Source organism: Streptomyces sp. NPDC052020 (assembly GCF_040680575.1).
In the GTDB taxonomy this organism is placed as follows: Bacteria; Actinomycetota; Actinomycetes; order Streptomycetales; family Streptomycetaceae; genus Streptomyces.
This window is the reverse complement of the sequence record NZ_JBFAWY010000014.1, coordinates 55,011-78,150: the sequence shown is the minus strand read 5'-3', so window position 1 is coordinate 78,150 and position 23,140 is coordinate 55,011. Positions and strand designations below refer to the sequence as shown.

Below are 23,140 nucleotides of genomic sequence, written 5' to 3'. Positions count from 1 at the left end.
CGCGTGTTTGTACGGTGTTTCGAACGCCGTATGGCAGACCGAACCCGAAGGCGGCCCGACTCCGTACCACGGAAAGGATCTGCGACCGGTTCACCGGGGCGGGGGAGAGGCCGGAGGGGAGAGCGCCGGGCCGCGCCCGCCCGGCGCGAGGGGACGGGAGAGTACCGGGGCCGCGCCCGCCCGGCGCCAGGGGATGAAAGAGGGGGCGCCCTGCGCGGGCGCCCCCTGGGGCAGACGGGAGTGGACGACGGGCCTCAGTTCTTCAGCGCCGCCTCCATCATCGCCTTGGCCACCGGCGCCGCCAGCCCGTTGCCGCTGACCTCCGAGCGGGCCGCGTCGGACTGCTCGACCAGGACCGCCACGGCGACCTCCTCGCCGGAGGAGTCCGAGGTGGCGTAGGAGGTGAACCAGGCGTACGGCGTCTTGCTGTTGTTCTCGCCGTGCTGCGCCGTGCCCGTCTTGCCGCCCACGGTCGCGCCCGCGATCCGCGCGTTGGAGCCGGTGCCCTTCTCGACCACCGTCCGCATGGCCGACTCCAGTTGCCCGGCGGTGGCGGAGCTGACGACCTCCTTGGTGCCGGGGTCGTCGTCGTAGTTCTCCAGCACGTCGCCGCCGCTGTCGGTGATCTGCGAGACCATGTGCGGGGCGACCAGCTTGCCGCCGTTGGCGATCGCGGCGGACACCATGGCCATCTGGAGCGGCGTCGCCGTCACGTCGAACTGGCCGATGCCCGTCAGAGCGGTCTCGGAGTCGTTCATGTCCGAGGGGTAGACGCTGGTGTACGCGCGCACGGGCACGTCCTGCGCCTCGTCGTTGAACCCGAACTTCTCGGCCATCGCCTTGACCTTGTCCTGGCCCAGCGCCACCGCCATCCTGGCGAAGACGTTGTTGCAGGAGTACTGGAGCGCGGTGCGGATCGTGGCGTTCTCGCAGGGGGCGTTGGGGTTTTCGTTGGTCAGGTCCCGCACCGTGCCCGGCAGCCGGTAGGGGTCCGGGCTGTCGGTGGGCTGGTCGACCGAGCTGTACAGCCCGTCCTCCAGCGCCGCCGCCGCGACGACCAGCTTGAACGTCGAGCCCGGCGGCAGCGGCTGGCGCAGCGCCCGGTTGGTGAGCGGCTTGTCCGGGTCGGCGTTGAGCCGCTTCCACGCCTGCCCGGCGGTGTTGGCGTCGGTCAGCGCCGACGGGTCGTACGACGGCGTGGAGACCACCGCGAGGATCCGGCCGGTCTTCGGGTCGATCGCGAGGGCCGCGCCCTTCTTGTCCCCGAGCGCCTCGTACCCGGCCTTCTGCACCTCCGGGTCGATCGTCGTGACCACGCCGCCCGGGTCGGCCCGCTTGTTGGTGACCGTGTCCAGCACGGTCTTCAGCCGGCTGTCGGTGCCGTTGAGCAGGTCCTGGTAGATGCCCTCCAGCTGCGTCGGGGCGTACGCCTGCGAGGCGTAGCCCGTCACCGCCGCGTACAGCTCGCCGTCCTCGTACGTCCGCTTGTACGCGAGGTCGCCGCCCTTCGTCCGCGCCGAGCCGGTGACCGCCTCGCCGGCCACGACGATGTTCCCGAGCGGCTCCGCGTACGTCTCGATCGCGTTGCGCCGGTTGTCCTTGTCGTCCGCGAGCGCCTGGCCTTGGTAGAACTGCACCCAGGTCGCCCTGACCAGCAGAGCGAGCACCAGGAGCAGCGTGAAGACCGATGCGCGCCTGATCGTCTTGTTCATCCCGCCCAGAAGACGAACGGACGGGAGCGAATCGTTCCCTTCCGGACCGATTTCTCATCGTCCGTTCATGAAGAACGGGTGCGGCCCGACGGGCGGGGCGCGACCGCCGGGGCGGACCGGACGGGCACCGGCCCGCCCCGGCGGCCGCGCCCGGGACGGCGCGGGGGCGGCTCAGCCCTCCAGCGTCAGCACGACCTCGTCGATCTCCGCACCGCGCGCCTGCGCGAACCCGCGGGCCCGGGCGGTGAGGCGGAACCCGCACTTCTCCAGCACACGCCGGGAGGCGGCGTTGTCCGCCGCCGCGCGCGCGTACAGCGGGCGTTCGGGCACCTCCGCCAGCACGCGGCGCAGCGCCGCCGTCGCCACGCCGCGGCCCCAGTACGCCCGGTCCACCCAGTACGTCACCTCGCGCTCGCCGGGCTCCCCGTACACCGCCGCGCTGCCCACCACGTCGCCGTCGGCGAGGATGGTCCGCACGAGGCGCGCGGAGGACCGCAGCCGGGCCCACTGGGCGTCGAAGGCGTGCCGGTCGGCCGGGTCCTCGGGGGTGAAGGCCGCCATCCGCAGGGACTCCGGGTCGTTCAGCTGCCGGTAGAACACCGGCAGGTCGCTGTCGTGGACCTCGCGCAGCGCCACCCGCATGGCTCAGAGCCTCCGGGTCGCCAGCGTCAGCCGGTCCCGCGCGTCGAACAGCGCGTCCTTCACCATCTGCTCGTGCGCCGGCGTCAGCCGCGCCACTGGCACCGAGCAGCTGATCGCGTCCCGCGCGGGGGTGCGGTAGGGGATCGCCACGCCGAAGCAGCGCAGCCCGAGGGTGTTCTCCTCGCGGTCCACGGCGAAGCCCTGCTCCCGCACCTGGTGCAGCTCCTCGATGAGCTTCTCCCGGTCGGTGATCGTGTTCTCGGTCAGCGCCGGGAGCGTCTCGGGGAGCATCTTGCGGACCTGCTCGTCGGAACAGGTCGCGAGGATCGCCTTGCCGAGGGAGGTGGAGTGCGCGGGCAGCCGGCGGCCGACCCGGGTGAAGGGGCGCAGGTAGTGCTGGGACTGGCGGGTGGCGAGGTAGACGACGTTGGTGCCGTCGAGGCGGGCGAGGTGGATGGTCTCCGTGGTGTCGTCCGAGAGGCGGTCCAGCGTCGGGCGCGCCGCGGCGACCACCTCGTCGCCGTCGATGTAGGAGGTGCCGACCAGCAGCGCCCGCACCCCGATGCCGTACCGGGTGCCCGTCGCGTCCGTCTCGACCCAGCCGAGGTCCACGAGGGTGCGCAGCAGCATGTACAGGCTCGACTTGGGGTACCCGACCGCCTCCTGGACCGCAGCGAGGGAGTGCATGCCGGGACGCCCGGCGAAGTACTCGAGCAGTTCCACGGTCCGCACCGCGGACTTGACCTGTGCTCCGCCGCCTGTCTCGCCTGCCGACATCGCCGTTGACCCCTTCGTTCGACGGGAAGCTGGAGATATAGTCTCCGACAGCCATTCATCATCAGAGACAGCGTTCAGTATATCGAACGCCCCTGGTGGACGACGTACATCCTGCGGCATGGCAAGCGATTCGCCTGCGGCATCAGTAGGGAGGGCCCACGGTGGCAGCAGCACCAGTCTGGAGTGTCGACCCGCGTACCGGGAAGCAGCGTGAACAGGTTGCGGTGGAGGCCACAGCCCAGGAGGTGGACGCCGCCGTCCGGGCCGCGCACGACGCGCGCGGCGCCCTCGCCGACCGCGGCGTCCGCGCGGCGTTCCTGCGCACCGCCGCCGAGGAGCTGGCGGCGGCCAAGGACGGACTCGTCGAGACCGCCGACGCCGAGACGGCGCTCGGCCCCGTCCGGCTCGCCGGCGAACTCGCCCGCACCTGCTACCAGTTGCGGTCCTTCGCGGACATCGTCGACGAGGGCGCCTTCCTCGACGTCGTCATCAACCACCCCGACGACACGGCGACCCCGCCCGTCCCGGACCTGCGCCGCTACAAGGTGCCCCTCGGCGTCGTGGCCGTCTACTCGGCGTCCAACTTCCCCTTCGCCTTCTCCGTCCCCGGCGGCGACACCGCGAGCGCCCTCGCCGCGGGCTGCCCGGTCGTGGTCAAGTCCCACCCCGACCACCCGGCCCTGTCCGAGCGGGTCGCCGCGGTGCTGCGCCGCGCCGCGGCCCGGCACGGCATCCCCGAGGCCGTCGTGGGGCTGGTGCACGGCTTCGAGGCGGGCATCGAGCTGATCAAGCACCCGCTGATCGCCGCGGCCGGGTTCACCGGGTCGGTCCGCGGGGGCCGCGCACTCTTCGACGCGGCGGCCGCCCGCCCGGTCCCGATCCCCTTCCACGGCGAGCTCGGCTCGCTGAACCCGGTCCTCGTGACCGAGGCCGCCGCGGCGGAGCGCGCCGAGGAGATCGGCTCGGGGCTGGCCGGCTCGATGACGCTCGGCGTCGGCCAGTTCTGCGTGAAGCCGGGCCTGGTCTTCGCCCCCTCCGGCGACGCGGGTGACCGCCTGCTGAAGTCCCTGACCGACACCGTCGGCGGCACCGAGGCCGGGGTCCTGCTCGACCACCGCATGCGCGACAACTTCGTCGCCGGGGTCGCCGAGCGCGCCCAGCTCCCCGACGTGGAGGCCCCGGTGACGCCGGGCGCGGGCGACGAGCACACCGTCAGCCCCGGCTTCCTGACCGTCCCGGCGAGCCGGCTGGCCGAGGAGGGCGCGCACGACCTGCTGCTGGAGGAGTGCTTCGGCCCGGTCACCGTGGTGGCCCGCTACGAGGACGAGGCGGAGGTCCGCTCCGTCCTCACCCGCCTGCCCGGCAACCTCACCGCGACCGTGCACCTGTCCGAGCGGGAGGCCGCCGGGGAGGGCCGGGGCACCGAGATCCTCGCCGAGCTCACCCCGCTCGCCGGGCGCGTCCTCGTCAACGCCTGGCCGACCGGCGTCGCCGTGGCGCCCGCGCAGCACCACGGCGGCCCCTACCCGGCGACGACCTCCACGTCGACGTCGGTGGGCGGCACCGCCATCGAGCGGTGGCTGAGGCCGGTGGCCTACCAGAACACGCCGGAGGCGCTGCTGCCGCCGGAGCTGCGGGACGACAACCCGCTCGGCCTGCCGCGCCGGTTCAACGGGCGCCTGGAGCGGTAACCCCCGGGGGTGCGCCTGCGGGGCGCGCCCGGGTGCCCCCGCGGGGTGCGCCCGGGCGCCTTCGCCGGGGCGCGCGCGGCCCCCCACGGCGGACGCCGCGGCACCCGCGGTCACGGGGCCGCCCTCGCCGCGCCGCGCCCAGGGGAGGAGGAGCACGGACCCCGCCGGGCTCCCGGGCCTCCCGCGGGGGCGGAGCGGGCGTACGGCCGTCCCCGCTCAGGGCGAGCCGCTCGGACGGCCCCCGAGACGCAGGCTCAGCAGACCCGTCACCGCCAGCAGTGCCGCGCTGACGCCGAGGCTCGCCCGCATTCCGCCGGTGAAGGAGCCGGACACCAGCGTCCCGAACACGGCGACGCCGAGCCCTCCGGCGACCTGCCGCGCCGCGTTGAGCACACCCGCCGCCAGCCCCGCCCGCTCGGCCGGCACCGCGTCCATCATGACGGCGGTCAGCGGCGGGACCGTCAGGGCGCAGCCCAGCGCCATCGGTACGAGCAGCGCGGCCACCACGGGCGGCGGGGTGTCCTCGCCGACGCCGAGCAGGAGCAGCAGCCCGAGCGCCGCCAGCCCCTGGCCCGCCAGCATCGGCAGCCTGGCCCCGTGGCGGGCGGCCAGCTTGCCCGACACCACGTTCGTCACCGCGATCAGCCCCGTCATGGGCAGGAACATCAGCCCCGCGTACAGCGCCGAGCGGCCCTGCGCCTGCTGGAAGAAGAGCGAGAAGACGAACACCACACCGTAGAACGCCACGCTGCACGATGCCCCCGCCGCGACCGCCGCCGCGACGTTCCGGTCGCGGAAGAGGCCGAGCGGGACGACCGGGTGCGGCTGCCGCGCCTCGATCCGGACGAACGCCGTCGCCGCCACGACGGCCATCCCCAGCGCCACCAGCCCCCGCACGCCGCCCTCGATCACCGCGAAGGTGAGCGCGGTGAGGGCGAGGACCGCCGTCACCTGCCCCGGCAAATCCAGCGGCGCCGGACGGCGCCGCGACTTCGGGGCCCGGACGAGCAGCAGCAGGGCCGCCGCGCCGAGCGGCAGGTTGATGAAGAAGATGCCCCGCCAGCCCCATGCGGTGGTCAGCGCACCGCCCGCCACCGGGCCGAGTGCCACCGCCACCGACCCGCCCGCCGCCCACGCGGCCACCGCCCGGGCCCGGCGGGCGGGTTCCGGGTACGCCTGCCGCACCAGCGCCAGCGAGGCGGGCAGCACGACGGCCGCCGCCACGCCCTGCGCCACGCGCGCACCGATCAGCGAGCCCAGGTCCGGGGCCAGCCCGCACGCGGCCGACGCGAGCGTGAAGACCGTGATGCCGATCCCGTACGCCCGGCTCGCCCCGGCCCGGTCGGCGAAGGCGCCGGTGGACAGCATCAGCGCGGCGAACGCCAGGGTGTAGGCGTCCACGACCCACTGGAGGCCGGTCATCCCGCCGCCGAGCGTGCCCCCGACGGCGGGCAGGGCCACGGTGACCACGGACGCGTCGAGGGTGATCAGCGCGAAGCCGAGGAGGGCGGCGGCCAGGGTCAGCGCGGGGGAGGGCCTCCGGTCCCCCAACCCCTCGTCGTATCCGCTGGGTCGAGAGGCGGCGATGCGGGCTCCCCTGACCGGGTGATGCGTACTCATGTCTCCATGCTGAAGATCACGAACGGCCTACAGTAGTGGCCTGAATGCCATGCAACCGGAGGTTCTGGCCATGCCGCAGCGTCGGACACCCCACCGCGTCGCCGTCGTCGCGCCCGCCCGGGTGTCGATGTTCAACCTCGCCATCCCGGAACTGCTCTTCGACCGGGCCCGCGTCGACGGCGCCCCCGGCTACGAGGTGACCATCTGCACCCCCGACCCCGGCCCGATCACCACCACCGGCGGCCTGGACCTGTACGTCGGCCGGGGCCTGGACGCCGTGGACACCGCCGACACCGTGCTGGTGGCCGGCACCGGCGACCGGTACGTCCCCGACCCGCGCGCCGTCACCGCCGTGCGCGCCGCGGCCGGCGCCGGCAAGCGCGTCGCCGCCATCTGCAGCGGCGCCTTCGTGCTCGCCGAGGCGGGCCTGCTCGACGGGCGCAGCGCCACCACGTACTGGGAACTGGCCGCCGAGCTGCGCGACCGCTACCCGGCCCTCGACCTCAAAGGCGACGTGCTGTACGTGCAGGACGGCCGCGTCCTCACCTCCTCCGGCTACGCCGCCGGCATCGACATGTGCCTGCACATCATCCGCAGCGACTACGGCGCCGCCGTCGCCAACCGGGTCGCCCGCCTCGCCCTGGTCGCCCCCGTCCGCCCCGGGGGCCAGACCCAGTTCACCCAGACCCCGCTGCCGCCCGAGCGCGGCACCGCCTGCGCCGACACCCGCGGCTGGGCCATGCGCAACCTGGACAAGCCGCTCACCCTCACCGACCTGGCCCGGCACGCGGGCGTGTCCGTGCGCACGCTCACCCGCCGCTTCCACGCCGAGAGCGGGGTCAGCCCTCTGCAATGGCTGCTGCACCAGCGCATCGAGCGCGCCAAGGAACTCCTGGAGACCACCACCCTGCCCATGGACCAGGTCGCCCGGGCCTGCGGCCTCGGCACCGCCGACTCCCTGCGCGCCCACCTCGTCCGCCGCACCGGCCTCACCCCGAGCGCCTACCGCGCCCAGTTCACCCGCCTGGCCCGGGCCGGGGAATGAGACCAGGCCCTAGGAGGTTCACGTACCGGGCGGAGGCCGGCTCCGCCACCCGTGCGACCTGGAGAAGACCGAGACCATGCGCGTCGAAATCTGGAGCGACATCGCCTGTCCGTGGTGCTACGTGGGCAAGGCCCGCTTCGAGAGGGCGCTGGCGGCCTTCCCGCACCGGGACGAGGTCGAGGTGGTCCACCGCTCGTTCGAACTCGACCCGGGCCGCGCCAAGGACGACGTCCAGCCGGTCCTCGCCATGCTCGCCGCCAAGTACGGCATGAGCGAGGCGCAGGCGCAGGCCGGTGAGGACGACCTCGGTGCCCAGGCCGCCGCCGAGGGACTGCCGTACCTGACCCGGGGCCGGGACCACGGCAGCACCTTCGACATGCACCGCCTGCTGCACTTCGCCAGGGAGCGGGGACGGCAGGAGGCGCTGCTGGACCTGCTGTACCGGGCCAACTTCGCCGAGGAGCGCTCGGTCTTCGGTGACGACGAGCGGCTGGTCGCGCTGGCCGTCGCCGCCGGACTGGACGCCGACGGCGCCCGCGCGGTGCTCGCCGACCCCGCGGCGTACGCCGACGAGGTGCGCGCCGACGAGCGGGAGGCCGCGCAGCTCGGTGCCCGGGGCGTGCCGTTCTTCGTCCTCGACCGTGCCTACGGCGTCTCCGGCGCCCAGCCCGCCGAGGTCTTCGCCCGGGCGCTCACCCAGGCATGGGGCGAGCGGACGCCCGTGCGGTTGGTCGCGGGCGACGGCGGCGACGCGTGCGGGCCGGACGGGTGCGCGGCGCCCCAGCGGTGAAACCGCAGGTCAGTCGCCTTCCATAAGCACCGCTTGGGGGAAGCGCGCGGAAAACGGCGATGGACGGGGAGGTCCCGGGCCAGCAGAGTGGTCCCATGGACTCCTTCGACAGCCTCGTCCGCGCCGAGTTCGCCCCGCAGACCACCTACCTGAACACCGCCACCACCGCTCTGCTGCCCGCCCGGACCGTGGTCGCGATGCGTGACGCGGTGGCCCGCGCCGCGGCGGGGAAGCCGTCCGACATGTTCGCCGACGTGGAGGCGAGCCGGCAGAGCTTCGCCCGGCTCGCCGGGGTGCCCGCCTCCCGGGTGGCGGTCGGGTCCTCCGTCGCCGTCTACAGCGGTCTGGTGGCGGCCTCGCTGCCCGAGGGCGCCGAAGTCCTCACCGCCGACGGTGACTTCAGCTCCCTGGTGAACCCCTTCCACGTCCGCGGCGACCTGAAGGTGCGCAGCGTGCCGCTGGAGCGGATCGCCGAGTCGGTCGGCCCCCAGACCGCGCTCGTCGCGGTCAGCTCCGTGCAGTCCGCCGACGGGCGGATCGCCGGCCTGGCGGCGCTGCGCGAGGCCGCCCGCGCCCACGGCGCCCGCACCCTCGTCGACGTCTCCCAGTCCGTGGGCTGGCTGCCGCTGGCCGCGGACGACTTCGACTACGTCGTCACCATCGCCTTCAAGTGGGTGCTCTGCCCGCGCGGCGTCGCCTTCCTGGTCGTTCCGGAGGACCTGGGCGGGCTGCCGCCGCTGTTCGCCGGCTGGGCGGCGGGCGAACAGCCCTGGGCCAGCACCTACGGCCCGGTGGCGGAGCTCGCCCGCTCCGCCCGCCGCTACGACGAGAGTCCCTCGCCCTTCGCCTACGCCGGTGCCCGGCACTCGCTCGCGCTGATCGAGGAGCTCGGCGTGGACGCCGTGCACGCCCACGACGTCGCCCTCGCCGACCGCTTCCGCCGGGGCCTTGCCGCCCTGGGCCACGAGCCGGTGCCCGCGCCCGGCTCCGCCATCGTGTCCGTGCCCGGACTCGGCCACCGGCAGGGGGAGCTGAGCCGGGCGGGCATCGAGGTCTCCGACCGGGCCGGCAACCTGCGGGCCGCGTTCCATATGTACAACACGGCGGCCGACGCGGACCGGCTGCTGGACGCGCTCTGCGCCGGCTGACGCCGCCGGCACACGGAACCGGGCCGGGGCCCGCCGTCCCGCACGGACGGGTCCCGGCCCGGCGGCCGCGCGGCGTCACCGGTCACCTCACCGGCGCGGACCGGTCACCTCACCGGGGTGAAGTCCCGCGCCCCGATGAACTCCGGCCGCCGCACCGGCGCCGCGAACGGTTCCACCGCGGTGTTCTCCACGCTGTTGAACACGATGAAGACGTTGCTGCGCGGGAACGGCGTGATGTTGTCCCCGGAGCCGTGCATGCAGTTGCAGTCGAACCAGGTCGCCGACCCGGCCCTGCCGGTGAACAGCCTGATGCCGTACGCGGAGGCCATCTCGGTCAGCGCCTCGTCCGAGGGCGTGCCCGCGTCCTGCATCTGCAGCGACTTCTTGTAGTTGTCCTTCGGCGTGGCCCCCGCGCAGCCGAGGAACGTCTTGTGCGACCCCGGCATGATCATGAGCCCGCCGTTGGTGTCGTGGTTCTCGGTCAGCGCGATCGAGACCGACACCGTGCGCATCCGGGGCAGGCCGTCCTCGGCGTGCCAGGTCTCGAAGTCCGAGTGCCAGTAGAACCCGCTGGCGCCGAAGCCCGGCTTGACGTTGATCCGCGACTGGTGGACGTACACGTCGGAGCCGAGGATCTGCCGGGCCCGGCCGACGACCCGCTCGTCGCGCACCAGGTTCGCGAACACCTCGCTGATCTTGTGGACCTCGAAGACGGAGCGGATCTCCTTCGACTTCGGCTCGACGATCGCGCGCTCGTCGGCGCGGATCTCCGGGTCCGTGACCAGCCGGTCCAGCTCCCGCCGGTAGACGGCCACCTCGTCGTCGGTGATGAGCTGGTCGACGGCGAGGAAGCCGTCGCGCTCATAGGACAGCAGGTCGGCCGGCGCGATCGGGCCGGGCGTGTCCGGGGCGCCCCAGACGACCGGGTCCTGCCGGGGGACGGACACCTCCGCGGTGCCGCGGCTGGGGTAGAGGTCGGTGACGGTCGCGGTCGTGGTCACGGTGACTCACACCTCCTCGGTGAGCAGCGGGTAGACGCCGTTCTCGTCGTGGTCCTCCCGTCCGGTCACGGGCGGGTTGAAGACGCAGATGCAGCGGAAGTCCTCCTTGACCCGCAGCGTGTGCCTCTCGTGCCCGTCCAGGAGGTACATGGTCCCGGGCGTGATGGTGTACGTCCGCCCGGTCTCCTGGTCGGTCAGTTCGGCCTCGCCCTCCACACAGACGACGGCCTCGATGTGGTTCGCGTACCACATCGACGTCTCCGTGCCCGCGTAGAGGATCGTCTCGTGCAGGGAGAAGCCGACCTTCTCCTTGGCCAGGATGATGCGCTTGCTCTCCCATGTCCCGGACGCGGCCTTCACGTGCCGGTCGGTGCCTTCGATCTCCTGGAACGAACGGACAATCACGGTGCTGCGATGCCTCCTAGATGGGGGTCGGGTGGGTGGGGGTGCCGCGGGCGGGGTCAGACGGTCTCGCGGACCGCCCGGGCGAGGGTCTCCAGCCCCTCGTCCAGCTCCTCCGGCGTGATGGTGAGGGCCGGGAGCAGCTTGACGACCTCGCTCTCGGGGCCGGACGTCTCGACCAGCAGGCCGAGCTCGAAGGCGCGCCGGGCGACGCGGCCGGCCCGCCCCTTGTCGTGGAACTCCAGGCCCCAGACCAGGCCGCGGCCCCGGTACTCCTTGACGTCGGCGAGGTTCTCCTCGGTGATGGCGATCAGGCCCCGCTCGACCTGCTCGCCGCGCGCCCGGGTCTGCTTCTCCATCGCCGCGCCGTCGGCCCAGTAGGTGCCGAGCGCCGCGGTGGCGGTGACGAACGCGGGGTTGTTGCCGCGGAAGGTGCCGTTGTGCTCGCCCGGCTCCCACACGTCCAGCTCGGGCTTGAACAGGCACAGCGACATGGGCAGTCCGTAGCCGCTGATCGACTTGGAGACGGTGACGATGTCCGGCGTGATGCCGGCCTCCTCGAAGGAGAAGAAGGCGCCGGTACGGCCGCAGCCCATCTGGATGTCGTCGACGATCAGCAGCATGTCCCGCCGCCGGCACAGCTCGGCGAGGGAGCGCAGCCACTCGGCGCGGGCGACGTTGATGCCGCCCTCGCCCTGCACGGTCTCGACGATCACGGCGGCCGGGTGGTTGAGGCCCGAGCCCTGGTCCTGAAGGAGCCGCTCGAACCACAGGAAGTCGGGGACCTTGCCGTCCAGGTAGTTGTCGAACGGCATCGGCGTGCCGTGCACCAGCGGGATGCCCGCGCCGGCCCGCTTGAAGGCGTTGCCGGTCACGGCGAGCGAGCCCAGCGACATCCCGTGGAAGGCGTTGGTGAACGACACGATCGACTCGCGTCCCTTCACCTTCCGCGCCAGCTTCAGCGCGGACTCCACCGCGTTGGTGCCGGTCGGTCCCGGGAACATGACCTTGTACGGCAGGTCGCGCGGGCGCAGGATCAGGTTCTGGAAGGACTCCAGGAAGGCGCGTTTGGCGGTGGTCGACATGTCGAGCCCGTGCGTGACGCCGTCCCGCTCCAGATAGTCGATCAGCGCCCGTTTGAGGACCGGGTTGTTGTGGCCGTAGTTGAGTGAGCCGGCCCCGGCGAAGAAGTCCAGGTACGCGTGGCCGTCCTCGTCGTACATGCGGCTGCCCTGCGCACGGTCGAAGACGGTGGGCCAGCCGCGGCAGTAGCTGCGCACCTCGGACTCCACGGTCTCGAAGACACTCAGGTCGGGCTGGGTGATGGTCACGGCGGATCGCTCCTCGTCGGGTGAGGGTCGGTGGGAGGTCGGTGGCCGGGGCCGGCGGGGGCCCGTGCGGTGCGGGGTACGGGTGCCGGGGGGTTCAGAGGCCGGAGGCGGACAGGGGGCCGATGCGGTAGAGGACCTCGGGGTCGTGCGGGCCGTCGGGGAACAGGGCCGTGCCGAACAGCTCCGTACGCTCCAGCCGGGCGCCGTGGCGCTCGGCGAACGAGGTGAACAGCCGCTCGGAGGCGGTGTTGCCCGGCGTGATGGTGGTCTCCACGGCAGACAGGCCGCGCTCCGCCACGGCCCGCGCGACCAGCCCGTCCAGCAGTGCGGCGGCGAGCCCGCGCCCGCGGTGGGCGGCGTCCACCGCCACCTGCCACACGAGCAGGGTGTCGGGGCGCTCCGGCCGCACATAGCCGGTGACGAAGCCGACCGCCTGCCCGCGCTCGTCGCGGGCGACGGCCGACGTGGCGGCGAAGTCCCGGCACCACAGCAGATAGCTGTACGACGAGTTCAGGTCGAGGACCTTCGAATCCCTGGCTATCCGCCACAGCGCGGCTCCGTCCGTCACTGTCGGAGAGTCGATGTGCAGGTCTGCTTGCGCGGCAGTCATGCAAATTGAACTTACCCAGCGGAATTCGAAATTGCATCGCCGGATGGGGTTACGCGCAGGCGTGTTCCGTGTTATCGCGCGGGTGCGTGTGTCTACGCGACCGGCCGCAGTTATGTGGTGGTCTGTCCGGAAAATACGGGGCAAAATGGGCGTGATGTGTAATACGTCACACCCATGTCGCCGGTCCGGGACCCGCCCGCGCCCTACCGGCCGGCGTTCACAGAATCCACGCGTTTAGCTTCGGAGGAAGCGGGCAGAAGAAGGCGGGAAGCCACTCGAAAAGAATTGCGGAATTGTGCCTCGGATAAATTCGGAAAGAGTTATTAATTCGGCGGGCAGAGGCTACTTCCAGGCGCCCTCGACGGCCTGCCGGGCGGATTCCAGGTCCACCTCCAGCCCCTGCTCGGCCAGCGCCGAGCCCAGCGCCGCCAGGCTGCCCTGCACCGCCCCGGGCGTGGCGTTCGGCCCGTAGTGGTTCACCCGGATCATCTCCTTGGCCAGCGCGCCCCCGCCGGCCGCCAGCGGCAGCGTGGGGTCGGACCGCAGGGCCCGCGCCACCAGCTCGGAGGCGAGCACCCCCGACGGCGCCCGCAGCGTGGTGGCGACCGGCGCCGCGTCCCGGGCCTCGCGCACGTACGGCTCCAGCCCGCCGCCGAGCGCGAGCGCTCCGGCCCGGGTGGCCGCCGCCGCCGACGCGTGCCGCGCCATCACCGACTCCAGCCCCTCCGCCTCGATCCGCTCGACGCACGCCTCCAGCGCCAGCATCTCCAGCTGCGCCGGCGCGTGCAGCAGCGCCGTGCGCCCGCCGTCGATCCAGCGCTCCTTCCAGTCCAGCAGGGAGAGGTACGAACGGCGCGGCGCCCGCGGGTTGGCCGCCATCCGGGCCCACGCCCGCTCGCTCACCGAGACCGCCGACACCCCGGCGGGGCCGCCCATCGCCTTCTGCGCCCCGATCACGCACAGGTCCACGCCCCACGCGTCCGGCAGCACCGGCTCGGCCCCGACCGAGGCGACCGCGTCCAGGTAGAACAGCGCGCCGTGCTCCCGCACCACCTCGCCGATCTCCGCGACGGGGTTGGTGTTGCCGGTCGCCGCCTCCGCGTGCACCAGCGAGACGAAGTCGGTCTCCGGGTGCTCGGCGAGGGCCTGGCGGATCCGGTCGGCCGTGACCGCCGTGTGGTAGGGGACGGCGAGGTCGTACACGGTCGCGCCGCAGTCCCGCAGCCAGTCGCCGAAGGTCTGGCCGTACGGCCCGGTGATCACGTTCAGCGCGGTGGTGCCCGGGCCCGCCGTCGCGCGGATCGCGCCCTCCAGCGGCAGCAGCGCCTCCCCCTGCATGATCACGACGTCCTGCTCGGTGCCGAGCAGCCGGGCCACCCGGTCCTCGATCGAGGCGAAGTGGTCGGCGCTCAGGGGGGCGAGGTCCAGGAAGGGATGGGTCACGGCGGTGCTCTCTTCGCTCACGTCAAGGGGGGTACGGAAACGGACGGAGTCGAGACTAGCCGCAGCCCCCGGCCCGCCCGCGGCCGGAGACCGGCTCGTGCGCGGGGGCCCGCCGGCCGGCGCGGAACGCGGTGCCGGCGGCCCCGGCCGGGAGGACCGCCGCGGGGCCGGCCGTGCGGCGGCGGGGCGCGGGCGGGAGCGCGGCCGCGGGACCGGCCCTTGAGGGACCCTCCGGGCCACCGTCTAAGGTGCGGGTCATGAGCGATCGCGCGGTGCTGCACGTGAGGGGACGGGTGCTCGTCGGGCCGGAGGACGTCCGCGACGAGCTGTGGGTGGTCGGCGGACGCGTCACCTACGATCGTCCCGTCCGGGTCGGCGACGTCCGCACCGTCGAGGGATGGGCGCTGCCCGGCCTGGTCGACGCCCACTGCCACGTCGGCCTCGACCAGCACGGCGCGGTGGAGCGGGAGGTCGCCGAGAAGCAGGCGCTGACCGACCGCGACGCGGGCACCCTGCTGATCCGCGACGCGGGCTCGCCCTCGGACACCCGCTGGGCCGACGACCGCGAGGACCTGCCGAAGATCATCCGGGCGGGGCGGCACATCGCCCGCACCCGCCGCTACATCCGTAACTACGCCTGGGAGATCGAGCCCGGGGACCTGGTGGCGTACGTCGCCCGGGAGGCCCGGCGCGGCGACGGCTGGGTGAAGCTGGTCGGCGACTGGATCGACCGCGACCTCGGCGACCTGTCGGCCTGCTGGCCCCGCGAGGCGGTCGAGGCGGCGATCGCCGAGGCCCACCGCCTGGGCGCCCGCGTCACCGCGCACTGCTTCGCCGAGGACTCCCTGCGCGATCTGGTCGAGGCCGGCATCGACTGCGTCGAGCACGCCACCGGCCTGACCGGCGACACCATCCCGCTCTTCGCCGAGCGGGGCGTCGCCATCGTCCCGACGCTGGTCAACATCGCCACCTTCCCGCGGCTCGCGGCCGGCGGCGAGGCCAAGTTCCCGCGCTGGTCGGCCCATATGCGCCGGCTCCACGAACGCCGCTACGACACCGTGCGCGACGCCTACGACGCCGGGATCCCGGTGTACGTCGGCACCGACGCGGGCGGCTCCCTCCCGCACGGCCTGGCGGCGGCCGAGGTCGCGGAACTGGTCACCGCGGGCATCCCCCCGCTGCGGGCCCTGGCGGCGACGACCTGGGCCGCCCGGGAGTGGCTGGGCCGCCCCGGCCTGGAGGAGGGCGCGCCGGCGGACCTGGTGGTGTACGAGCGGGACCCGCGCGCGGACGTGCGCGTGCTCGCCGCTCCGCGCCGGGTGGTGCTGAACGGGCGGGTCGTCGGATAGCCGACGCGAGTGACACCGGGGAACGCCCGTGCCGCTTGATTCGAACACGTTCGCCGAAACGCCACGATGGAGTGAAGTACTCCTGGATCGCTGACGGCCGGCGGCGGGCGGAGACATTCTTGCCGGGTCCCGAGCACCTGATCGCACGCGTGTCTCCGCGTGTCCTCTCTGGGGGTTCCACCACCTTGAACGGCAACACCTTCCCGATGCCCGCACGCCGCCTCGTCACCGTCACGGCGGCCATGGCCCTGGCCGCCGGACCCGCGGTCCTGGCCGGCGCCGGGCCCGCCCACGCGACCGGCGGCGAGGGGCGGGCGAGTGCCGCCGTCCTGCGCACCGCGCTGGACGTGTCCCTGCTCGACCGGACCGTGCGGGTTCCCCTCGCGGTCTCCCTCAACGAGGTCCGGGCCCCGCACAGCGCCCGCGAGACCGCGCTGACCGCGCGCCTGGACGGCGTCGACGGCGGGAAGCCCTTCAGCGTCCTGCGCGCCGAGGCGGCGGACGCGACGGCGACGGTGACCCCGGCGAAGGCCGAGGCCCGCACCGACCTCGTCCAGGCCAGGGTCCATGTGCCCGGCCTGCCGCTGCTCTCCCTCATCGAGGTGGAGAAGGTCACCTCCCGGGCGACCTGCGAGGCCGGGAAGGCACCGGCCGCCTCCGCCACCCTGCCGGGCACGGTGACCGTCCTCGGCAGGAAGGTCACGCTCACGGCGGGCGGGACGACGCGGGTGCGGGTGCCGGGTGTGGGCGAGGTGGGACTCGACCTGTCCCAGCGCCGCACGACCTCCCGTACGGCCGCCGCGACCGCCCTGGAGCTCACGGTGTCGGTCGATCCGCTGAAGCTGAACGTGGCCGAGGCCCGGGGCACGGTCACCCTGGCGGCGGCCGACTGCACGACCCCGGCCGCGCCGGAGGCCTCCGAGGCCCCGGCGGCCTCCGAGACCCCGGCCGGGCAGCGGCCCGCGCCGGCCGGGGAGACCACCGCCGACGTCAGGCCCCAGGGCGGCGCCCCCGCCGGGCCCGGGCTGGCCGAGACGGGCGGCGACTCGGCGACCCCGTACATCGCGGGCGGCGCCCTCGCCCTGGTCGTGGCGGGCGGCGGGGCCCTGGCCCTGGCCCGCCGCCGCAGGCGCGGCTGACGGCGCCGCCGCCCGGCGGTCTCACCCCAGCGCCGCCCGCAGCGCGGCGAGGAACCCGTCCGTCGTCGTCCGGTCCCGCACCGCCAGCCGCAGCCACTGCGGTCCGAGCCCGGGGAAGGTGTCGCCGCGCCGGACCGCGTAGCCGAGGCCGCGCAGCCGGTGCCGTACGGCGGCGGCCTCCGGCAGCCGGACCAGGACGAAGGGGCCCTCGGCGGGCTCGGCCACCCGCAGCCCCCGGTCCGCCAGTTCCCGGAGCCCGGCGACGAGGTGGGCCCGGTCGGCGGCGACGCGGTGGGCCGCGTGGGCCGCCTCCGCCAGCGCGCGCGGCCCCACGCACGCCTCGGCCGCCGCGAGGGCGGGCGTGGACACCGGCCACAGCGGCTGGGCCCGTTGCAGTTCCGCGACGGTCTCCGGCGCCGCCAGTACGTACCCGATCCGCAGCCCGGCCAGCCCCCACGTCTTGGTCAGGCTGCGCAGCACCACCAGTCCGGGGACGTCGGTCCGCCCGGCGAGGGCCTCGCGCTCGCCGGGCACCGCGTCCATGAACGCCTCGTCCACCACGAGGGTCCGCCCGGGACGGGCGAGCGCGGTGAGCGCGGCGGCCGGGTGCAGCACCGACGTGGGGTTGGTCGGGTTGCCGATCACGACCAGATCGGCGTCCTCGGGCACGGCCGCCGGGTCCAGCCGGAAGCCGTCCGCGGGGCGCAGCAGCACCCGGTCCACCGTGTGGCCCGCGTCCCGCAGTGCCGCCTCCGGCTCGGTGAACTGCGGGTGCACCACGACCGGACGGGACACCTTCAGCGCCCGCGCCAGCAGGACGAACGCCTCCGCCGCCCCGGCCGTCAGCAGCACCCGCTCCGCCGGCAGCCCGTGCCGTGCCGCCACCGCCGCCCGCGCGGCCCGCCCGTCCGGGTAGGCCGCGAGAGAGCCGAGCGAGGCGGCGAGGCGGTCGCGCAGCCAGTCCGGCGGTGTGTCCGCGCGGACGTTGACCGCGAGGTCCACCAGCGCCCCGCCCCCGTCGCGCACCTCGGCGTCCCCGTGGTGCCGCAGATCCGGGCCCTCGTCCTCCGCGTCAGTGCGCATGGGAGTGCGCGTGCCCGTGGCCGTGGTGGTGCCCGTGGTGATCATGGCCGTCGTCGTCGGGGTGGAAGTGCGGCTGCTGGGGGAGCCCCACCTTGTCCTCGAAGCCCGGCAGCGCGACGCGGTACACGCAGCTGTCGCAGTTCATCCGCAGATCGCCCTCGACGGCCTCCTCGTACCGCTCCCACACCAGGTCCAGCAGTTCCGGCTCGGGACCGATGACGTCCGCCGACCGCACCTCGGTCTCGGGGTGGGCGGCCGCCCACTCCTCGGTCTGCCGCCGCACCCGGTCCGGCAGGATGCCCGTGAAGAGGAAGTACGGCAGGACGACGATCCGCCCGGCGCCCAGCTTCGCGCACCGGTCCAGGCCGCTCGGCACGTCCGGCGCCGCCAGCGACACGAACGCCGTCTCCACCCCGGCGTACCCGCGGCCCTCCCACAGCAGCCGCGCCGCCTTGAAGACCTCCGCGTTCGCGTCCGGGTCCGTCGAGCCGCGCCCGACCAGCAGCACGGTCACGTCGGAGCGGTCCCCGTCCGCGCCCAGCGCCTCCTCCAGCCGCCGCTCCAGCACGTTCAGCAGCTCCGGGTGCGGGCCCAGCGGACGGCCGTACGTGTACGAGATCCCGGGGTGGCGTTCCTTCTCGCGGGCCAGCGCCGCCGGGATGTCGCCCTTGGCGTGCCCGGCGGACACCAGCATCAGCGGCACGGCGGCGAACCGGCGCACGCCCCGCTCCACCAGTTCGGCGACCGCCTCGCCCAGCGGCGGCGGGGACAGTTCGATGAAGCCGCCCGCGACGGGCAGCTCCGGGTGGCGGCGCCCCAGCTCCCGCACGAAGTCGCGGAACGCCTCGGCTCCGGCCTCGTCCCGGGTGCCATGGCCGGCGATGAGCAGGGCGGGCGGCGGGGTGGTCACGATGTCTCCTCGGAGTACGGGGTGGGGTGGTACAGCAGGGCGTTGAGCGCGGCGGCGGCGACCGCCGAGCCGCCCTTCTCGGACACGTTGCTCACGGCGGGCAGCCCGCTCTCGCGCAACGCGGCCTTGGACTCGGCCGCCCCGACGAAACCGACGGGCAGGCCGATGACGAGCGCCGGAGAGGCGTCCAGCGTGAGCAGTTCCTCCAGGGCGGTCGGCGCGCAGCCGATCACCCACAGCGCGCCCGGCCCGACCTGCTCGTACGCCAGCCGCATGGCGTGTGCGGAACGGGTCAGCCCGGGACCGGAGACGGCGTCCTTCAGCCGGCACACGGTCTCCCGGCGCGTGATCCCGGCGGCGACCATCTCCACGTCCACGACGACGGGCGCCCCTGCGTGCAGCGCGGCGTGCGCCTTCACCAGGTCGCCCTCGTCCATGACGAGGTCGGAGGCGTACTCCAGGTCGGCGGCGGAGTGGATGACCCGCTCCACCACCGCCCGGGTCAGCGGCGGGAAGTGCGAGGTGTCCAGGCGGGCGCGCAGCCGGCGGAAGGACTCCTGCTCGATCGGATGGACCACACGGTTCACTGGGCGCCCTCCCGCGCTGTCTGCCAGCGGTAGCCGCGCGGCGTCACCATGCGGCCCGCGACCAGGCGGGTCGCGGTGTTGCCCACCGTCACGACCGTCATCATGTCGACCGTCGCCGGGTCGAGCGCGGCGAGCGTCGTCACCCGGCTGGACTCGTCGGGCCGGGAGGCGTTGCGGACGACACCGACCGGTGTCCCCGGCTCCCGGTGCCCGGCGAGGACCGCGAGCGCCTTGGGCAGCTGCCAGTCGCGGCCCCGGCTGCGCGGGTTGTAGAACGTCACGACGAGATCGGCCTCGGCCGCCGCCCGCACCCGCCGCTCGATGACCTCCCACGGGGTGTGCAGGTCGGACAGGCTGATCGACACGTGGTCGTGGCCCAGCGGCGCCCCCAGGACCGCCCCGGCCGCGAGCGCCGCGGTGACCCCCGGCACGCCGACCACGTCGATGTCGTCGGACGCCTCGGCGAGCGCGGGGGAGGCCATGGCGTACACCCCGGCGTCACCGCTGCCGATCAGCGCCACGGCGTGCCCCTTGCGGGCCTCGGCCACGGCCGTCCGCGCCCGTTCCTCCTCGGCGCCGAGCCCGGACTCCAGGATCCGGGTGCCGGGCCGCAGCAGGTCGCGGATCTGGTCGACGTACTGGTCCAGCCCGACCAGCACCGAGGCCCGCCGCAGCTCCGCCTCGGCGCGCGGGGTGAGCAGGTCCCGGGCGCCCGGCCCGAGCCCGACCACCGCGAGCCGCCCGCGGGCCGGCCGCCGTACCACGGCACAGGTCGCCATGGCGGGCCGCGCCGCCGACTTCCGCTTCGGCACCAGCAGTTCGCCGCCGCGCGCCAGCGCCGCCGCCTCCGCCACCGACGGTGTGCCCACCGCGGCGAGCGGCGCGTCGGACGGGTTGGGGACCTCGACCCCGGCCAGCACCTCGGCGGCGTACGTCACCACCGGCACGCCCAGCCGGGCCGCGGCCCCGACGATGCCGGGCTCCTCGGCCTTGGCGTCCACGGTGGCCAGCTCCGCGACACTGCGCACGGACAGCCCCGCCTCCCGCAGCGCCTCCTCGACCAGCCCCAGCACCTCCTCGACGGGGGCGCCCTTCGAGGCGCCGACGCCGACGACCAGGGACGGCGGGCGCAGCAGCACCTCACGCTCGGCGGGCCCGGCGAGACGGTCCGTCACCCGGATCGTGTACGGCCCGTGCTCCGCGACCGGCAGCGGCGGCAGCGGCCAGCTCACCTCGGCCCGCAGCGCCACCGGTTCGCCGTCGAGCAGGGCGCGCGACACCCCGGCGACATCGCCCTCCACCGGCAGGCCGAGGGTGTCCAGCCCGGCGATGCCGGCCGCGTCCGTCGCCGTCGTCACCACGGGCTCGGCGCCCAGCACCGCGCCGACCTCGCGGGCGAGGCCGTTGGCGCCGCCGCCGTGCCCGCCGACCAGCGACACGGCGAACCGCCCGGCCTCGTCGACACAGACCACGCCCGGGTCGGTCGCCTTGCCGCCCAGCAGCGGCGCGACCAGCCGGACGACCGCCCCCGTCGCCAGGAAGCACACCAGTTGCTCGCACTCGGCGAACGCCCGCCGTACGGCGTCCTTCACCGGGCCGTCGTACACGCGGGTGCGGTCCGGCCACGCCGCGGCCAGCCGGTCCCGCGCCGCCGCCCCCGCCGCGGTGGCGGAAATGAGGCCGATCACTGGGCAACTCCTTCGAAACAGGCGGGGCGCCGCACGCCCCACAGCAGGAAAACGGGGTTGGCCGCCGCGAGCCGGGTCACGTCCCCCGGCAGCGGCGCGAGCCGGGACGACTGCAACAGCACCCCGTCGCAGGAGAACCCGGCGCTCGTCAGGGCCTCCCGCGCGGCCGGCACCCGGTCGAGCGCGGCCATGGCGACGACGACCGTGCGCCGGGCGCGCCGCGCGCAGGCGGTGACGATCGCGGGCAGGTCACGCCCCCCGCCGCCGACGAACACGGCGTCGGGGTCGTCGGCGAGCCCGGCCAGCGCCTGCGGTGCCGCCCCGCGCACCACCCGCACGTCCACCCCGTGCGCGGCGGCGTTGGCGCGGATCCGCTCCACCCCGTCCGCCGCCTTCTCCACGGCGACGGCCGCCGCGCCCAGCCGGGCGCACTCCACGGCCACCGAGCCGGAGCCCGCGCCGACGTCCCACACGAGGTCGCCGAGGCGGGGACCCAGCCGGGCCAGGGCCAGCGCCCGCACCTCGAACTTGGTGATCATCGAGTCGCGGTGCGCGAAGTCCGCCTCGTCCAGCGCCCAGCCGGCGGGCCGGGCGGGCGCACCGGCCACCGTGCGCACCGCGCCCAGCGCCCGCGCGGGGTCCAGGCACAGCACCACGCTCACCGCCGCACCCCAGTCCCGGGCCGCCGCCTCGGCGGGCGTCACCCGCTCCACCCGCTCCCGCGCCGGATCGCCCAGCGCGGACGCGACGACCAGGATCCGCCCGGTGTCCCGCAGCGCCGCGCCCAGTTCGGCCGGACCGGCCCCCGGCCCGGTCAGCACCGCCACCTTGGGGTGCGCCCGGCACACGTTCACCGCCGTGCGCGGCTCGCGCCCGTGCGCGCTGACCACCACCGCGTCGTCCCACGGCAGCCCGGCCCGCGCGAACGCGGCGGCCACCGACGACACCCCGGCCCGCACGTCCAGCCGCTCCGTCCCGAACCGCTCGGCGAGCGCCCGCACGATCCCGAAGAACCCGGGGTCGCCCGAGGCCAGCACGACCACGGGCCGGTCCTCCGCGTCCTTTTCGAGATACGCGTCGATCGCGTCCAGCGCGGGTGCCAGCGGCCCGAGCACGATCCGCCCGGCGCCCTCCGGGAGCCGTACGGCGTCCAGGTGCCGCCGCCCGCCGACGACCAGCCCGGCACCGGCCACGACCTCCTCCGGCACGGGCGCCCCGGTCCCCGTCCCGATGACCGTGATCACGTCTGGGCACCCCGCGCGCGCAGCGCCCTGCGGGCCTCCGGGTCGGCCTTGCGGTACCCGTGGAAGTGCCCCGGGTGGTACAGGTGCGAGCGGGTGCCGTGCGCGTCGAGGGCCGGACCGACCAGGAACAGCGTGTGCTTCCAGAGCTTGTGCTCCTTGACGGTCTCCTCCAGCGTGCCGATCGTGCACCTCACGACCAGCTCCTCGGGCCAGGTCGCCTGGTACGCCACCACCACCGGCGTCGTCGTCGGATAGCCGCCCTCCAGCAGCTCCCGCACCAGCTGCCCGCTGCGCGCCGCCGACAGGAAGACCGCCATGGTCGTGCCGTGCTTGGCGAACTCGCGGACCTCCTCCCCGGGCGGCATCGGCGTCTTGCCGCCGCCCAGCCGGGTCAGCACCACCGACTGCGCGACCTCGGGGATCGTCAGCTCCCGCTGGGCCAGCGCGGCCACCGCCGAGAACGACGACACGCCCGGCACCACCTCGGTGGCGATGCCGATCTCGTGGCACCGGTCCAGCTGCTCCTGGGTGCCGCCCCACAGGGCCGGGTCGCCGGAGTGGATGCGGGCCACCTTCAGGCCCTCGGCGTGCGCCCGCTCGTAGACGGCGACCACGTCCTCCAGTGACATCGTCGCCGAGTCCAGGACCCGCGCGTCCTCGCGCGCGTGCTCCAGGACCTCCTCCTGGACCAGGCTCGCCGCCCAGATCACGATGTCGGCCTCGGCGATGGCGCGCGCGGCGCGGAACGTCAGCAGATCGGCGGCGCCGGGGCCGGCACCGACGAAGGTCACCTTGCCGGCGGGGGTGTCGGCCATGGGGTCGGTTCCTCTCGTACGGAAGTCAACGCGGGTCACGTGGGCCACGCCGGCCACGCGGACCACACGGGTTCGACGCGGGTTCATCGCGGGCCGGGTCGGACGTGCGCGAC

At 74.6% G+C, this 23,140-nt stretch carries 21 protein-coding genes; 6 read left to right on the top strand and 15 right to left on the bottom strand.

What is annotated here, in order from left to right; genetic code table 11:
* Positions 1 to 254: 254 nt before the first annotated feature.
* The 3 genes from AB0L74_RS16925 to AB0L74_RS16915 all read right to left on the bottom strand — a co-directional run bounded on the left by AB0L74_RS16925 (position 255) and on the right by AB0L74_RS16915 (position 3,131).
* Entirely contained in the window at positions 255 to 1,712 is a 1,458-nt protein-coding gene (locus AB0L74_RS16925; RefSeq protein WP_365651879.1) for a penicillin-binding transpeptidase domain-containing protein, read from the bottom strand.
* 171 nt (positions 1,713 to 1,883) lie between these two features.
* Entirely contained in the window at positions 1,884 to 2,354 is a 471-nt protein-coding gene (locus AB0L74_RS16920) for a GNAT family N-acetyltransferase (RefSeq protein ID WP_365651876.1), read from the bottom strand.
* 3 nt (positions 2,355 to 2,357) lie between these two features.
* The gene (locus AB0L74_RS16915; RefSeq protein ID WP_029381853.1) at positions 2,358 to 3,131 is read right to left on the bottom strand and encodes an IclR family transcriptional regulator; all 774 of its coding nucleotides are present in this window, start codon (positions 3,129 to 3,131) and stop codon (positions 2,358 to 2,360) included.
* Between the two features lie 161 nt (positions 3,132 to 3,292).
* Here AB0L74_RS16915 and AB0L74_RS16910 point away from each other — a divergent pair, with 161 nt between their 5' ends.
* Positions 3,293 to 4,822, top strand: coding sequence for an aldehyde dehydrogenase (NADP(+)) (locus tag AB0L74_RS16910; protein ID WP_365651872.1), 1,530 nt, complete (start codon positions 3,293 to 3,295; stop codon positions 4,820 to 4,822).
* Between the two features lie 216 nt (positions 4,823 to 5,038).
* Here the strand turns inward: AB0L74_RS16910 and AB0L74_RS16905 are convergent, their stop codons facing one another.
* A complete protein-coding gene (locus AB0L74_RS16905) occupies positions 5,039 to 6,442 on the bottom strand; it encodes an MFS transporter (protein ID WP_365651869.1) in 1,404 nt (467 codons plus the stop codon).
* A gap of 49 nt (positions 6,443 to 6,491) precedes the next feature.
* Here AB0L74_RS16905 and AB0L74_RS16900 point away from each other — a divergent pair, with 49 nt between their 5' ends.
* The 3 genes from AB0L74_RS16900 (at position 6,492) to AB0L74_RS16890 (ending at position 9,425) form a co-directional block, all read left to right on the top strand.
* Positions 6,492 to 7,487 carry a helix-turn-helix domain-containing protein gene (locus AB0L74_RS16900; RefSeq protein ID WP_365651865.1) on the top strand — a complete coding sequence of 332 codons (996 nt, stop codon included), beginning with the start codon at positions 6,492 to 6,494 and terminating at the stop codon, positions 7,485 to 7,487.
* 76 nt (positions 7,488 to 7,563) lie between these two features.
* Positions 7,564 to 8,277, top strand: a complete 714-nt coding sequence (locus AB0L74_RS16895) for a DsbA family oxidoreductase (RefSeq protein WP_365651863.1) — start codon at positions 7,564 to 7,566, stop codon at positions 8,275 to 8,277.
* Between the two features lie 59 nt (positions 8,278 to 8,336).
* A complete protein-coding gene (locus tag AB0L74_RS16890; RefSeq protein WP_365651861.1) occupies positions 8,337 to 9,425 on the top strand; it encodes an aminotransferase class V-fold PLP-dependent enzyme in 1,089 nt (362 codons plus the stop codon).
* Between the two features lie 104 nt (positions 9,426 to 9,529).
* Here AB0L74_RS16890 and thpD read toward each other — a convergent pair whose 3' ends face one another.
* From thpD to AB0L74_RS16865, 5 genes are all read right to left on the bottom strand, one after another.
* Entirely contained in the window at positions 9,530 to 10,426 is an 897-nt protein-coding gene (thpD, locus tag AB0L74_RS16885; protein ID WP_365651858.1) for an ectoine hydroxylase, read from the bottom strand.
* A 6-nt stretch (positions 10,427 to 10,432) separates the two neighbouring features.
* A complete protein-coding gene (locus tag AB0L74_RS16880; RefSeq protein ID WP_365651855.1) occupies positions 10,433 to 10,831 on the bottom strand; it encodes an ectoine synthase in 399 nt (132 codons plus the stop codon).
* A 56-nt stretch (positions 10,832 to 10,887) separates the two neighbouring features.
* Positions 10,888 to 12,159: a diaminobutyrate--2-oxoglutarate transaminase gene (ectB, locus tag AB0L74_RS16875; RefSeq protein ID WP_365651852.1), complete on the bottom strand. Its 1,272-nt coding sequence runs from the start codon at positions 12,157 to 12,159 to the stop codon at positions 10,888 to 10,890.
* A gap of 94 nt (positions 12,160 to 12,253) precedes the next feature.
* Positions 12,254 to 12,769: a diaminobutyrate acetyltransferase gene (gene ectA, locus AB0L74_RS16870; protein ID WP_365651849.1), complete on the bottom strand. Its 516-nt coding sequence runs from the start codon at positions 12,767 to 12,769 to the stop codon at positions 12,254 to 12,256.
* 342 nt (positions 12,770 to 13,111) lie between these two features.
* Positions 13,112 to 14,212 (bottom strand): aminotransferase class V-fold PLP-dependent enzyme, encoded by a 1,101-nt coding sequence (locus tag AB0L74_RS16865; protein WP_365652186.1) that lies wholly within the window; start codon positions 14,210 to 14,212, stop codon positions 13,112 to 13,114.
* A 257-nt stretch (positions 14,213 to 14,469) separates the two neighbouring features.
* On the opposite strand from AB0L74_RS16865, the gene AB0L74_RS16860 reads away from it, so the two are divergent.
* A complete protein-coding gene (locus AB0L74_RS16860; RefSeq protein WP_365651846.1) occupies positions 14,470 to 15,561 on the top strand; it encodes an amidohydrolase family protein in 1,092 nt (363 codons plus the stop codon).
* A 185-nt stretch (positions 15,562 to 15,746) separates the two neighbouring features.
* Positions 15,747 to 16,700, top strand: coding sequence for an SCO1860 family LAETG-anchored protein (locus AB0L74_RS16855; RefSeq protein WP_365651843.1), 954 nt, complete (start codon positions 15,747 to 15,749; stop codon positions 16,698 to 16,700).
* Positions 16,701 to 16,721: 21 nt separating this feature from the next.
* Here AB0L74_RS16855 and cobC read toward each other — a convergent pair whose 3' ends face one another.
* From cobC to cobM, 6 genes are read right to left on the bottom strand one after another with little or no spacing between them, the layout of a single operon-like run.
* Complete coding sequence (gene cobC, locus AB0L74_RS16850; protein ID WP_365651840.1) at positions 16,722 to 17,783, bottom strand: Rv2231c family pyridoxal phosphate-dependent protein CobC; 1,062 nt, start codon at positions 17,781 to 17,783, stop codon at positions 16,722 to 16,724.
* Positions 17,773 to 18,693, bottom strand: a complete 921-nt coding sequence (locus AB0L74_RS16845; protein ID WP_365651838.1) for a sirohydrochlorin chelatase — start codon at positions 18,691 to 18,693, stop codon at positions 17,773 to 17,775. The genes cobC and AB0L74_RS16845 overlap by 11 nt, the downstream gene beginning before the upstream one ends.
* Positions 18,690 to 19,280, bottom strand: a complete 591-nt coding sequence (locus AB0L74_RS16840) for a precorrin-8X methylmutase (RefSeq protein WP_365651835.1) — start codon at positions 19,278 to 19,280, stop codon at positions 18,690 to 18,692. The genes AB0L74_RS16845 and AB0L74_RS16840 overlap by 4 nt, the downstream gene beginning before the upstream one ends.
* On the bottom strand, positions 19,277 to 20,968 hold the full coding sequence (gene cobJ, locus AB0L74_RS16835) for a precorrin-3B C(17)-methyltransferase (RefSeq protein WP_365651832.1): 1,692 nt from the start codon (positions 20,966 to 20,968) through the stop codon (positions 19,277 to 19,279). Before cobJ ends, AB0L74_RS16840 begins: the two co-directional genes overlap by 4 nt.
* The gene (cbiE, locus tag AB0L74_RS16830; RefSeq protein ID WP_365651830.1) at positions 20,965 to 22,212 is read right to left on the bottom strand and encodes a precorrin-6y C5,15-methyltransferase (decarboxylating) subunit CbiE; all 1,248 of its coding nucleotides are present in this window, start codon (positions 22,210 to 22,212) and stop codon (positions 20,965 to 20,967) included. The genes cobJ and cbiE overlap by 4 nt, the downstream gene beginning before the upstream one ends.
* Positions 22,209 to 23,027, bottom strand: a complete 819-nt coding sequence (gene cobM, locus AB0L74_RS16825; protein WP_365651827.1) for a precorrin-4 C(11)-methyltransferase — start codon at positions 23,025 to 23,027, stop codon at positions 22,209 to 22,211. The genes cbiE and cobM overlap by 4 nt, the downstream gene beginning before the upstream one ends.
* Between the last annotated feature and the right edge of the window lie 113 nt (positions 23,028 to 23,140).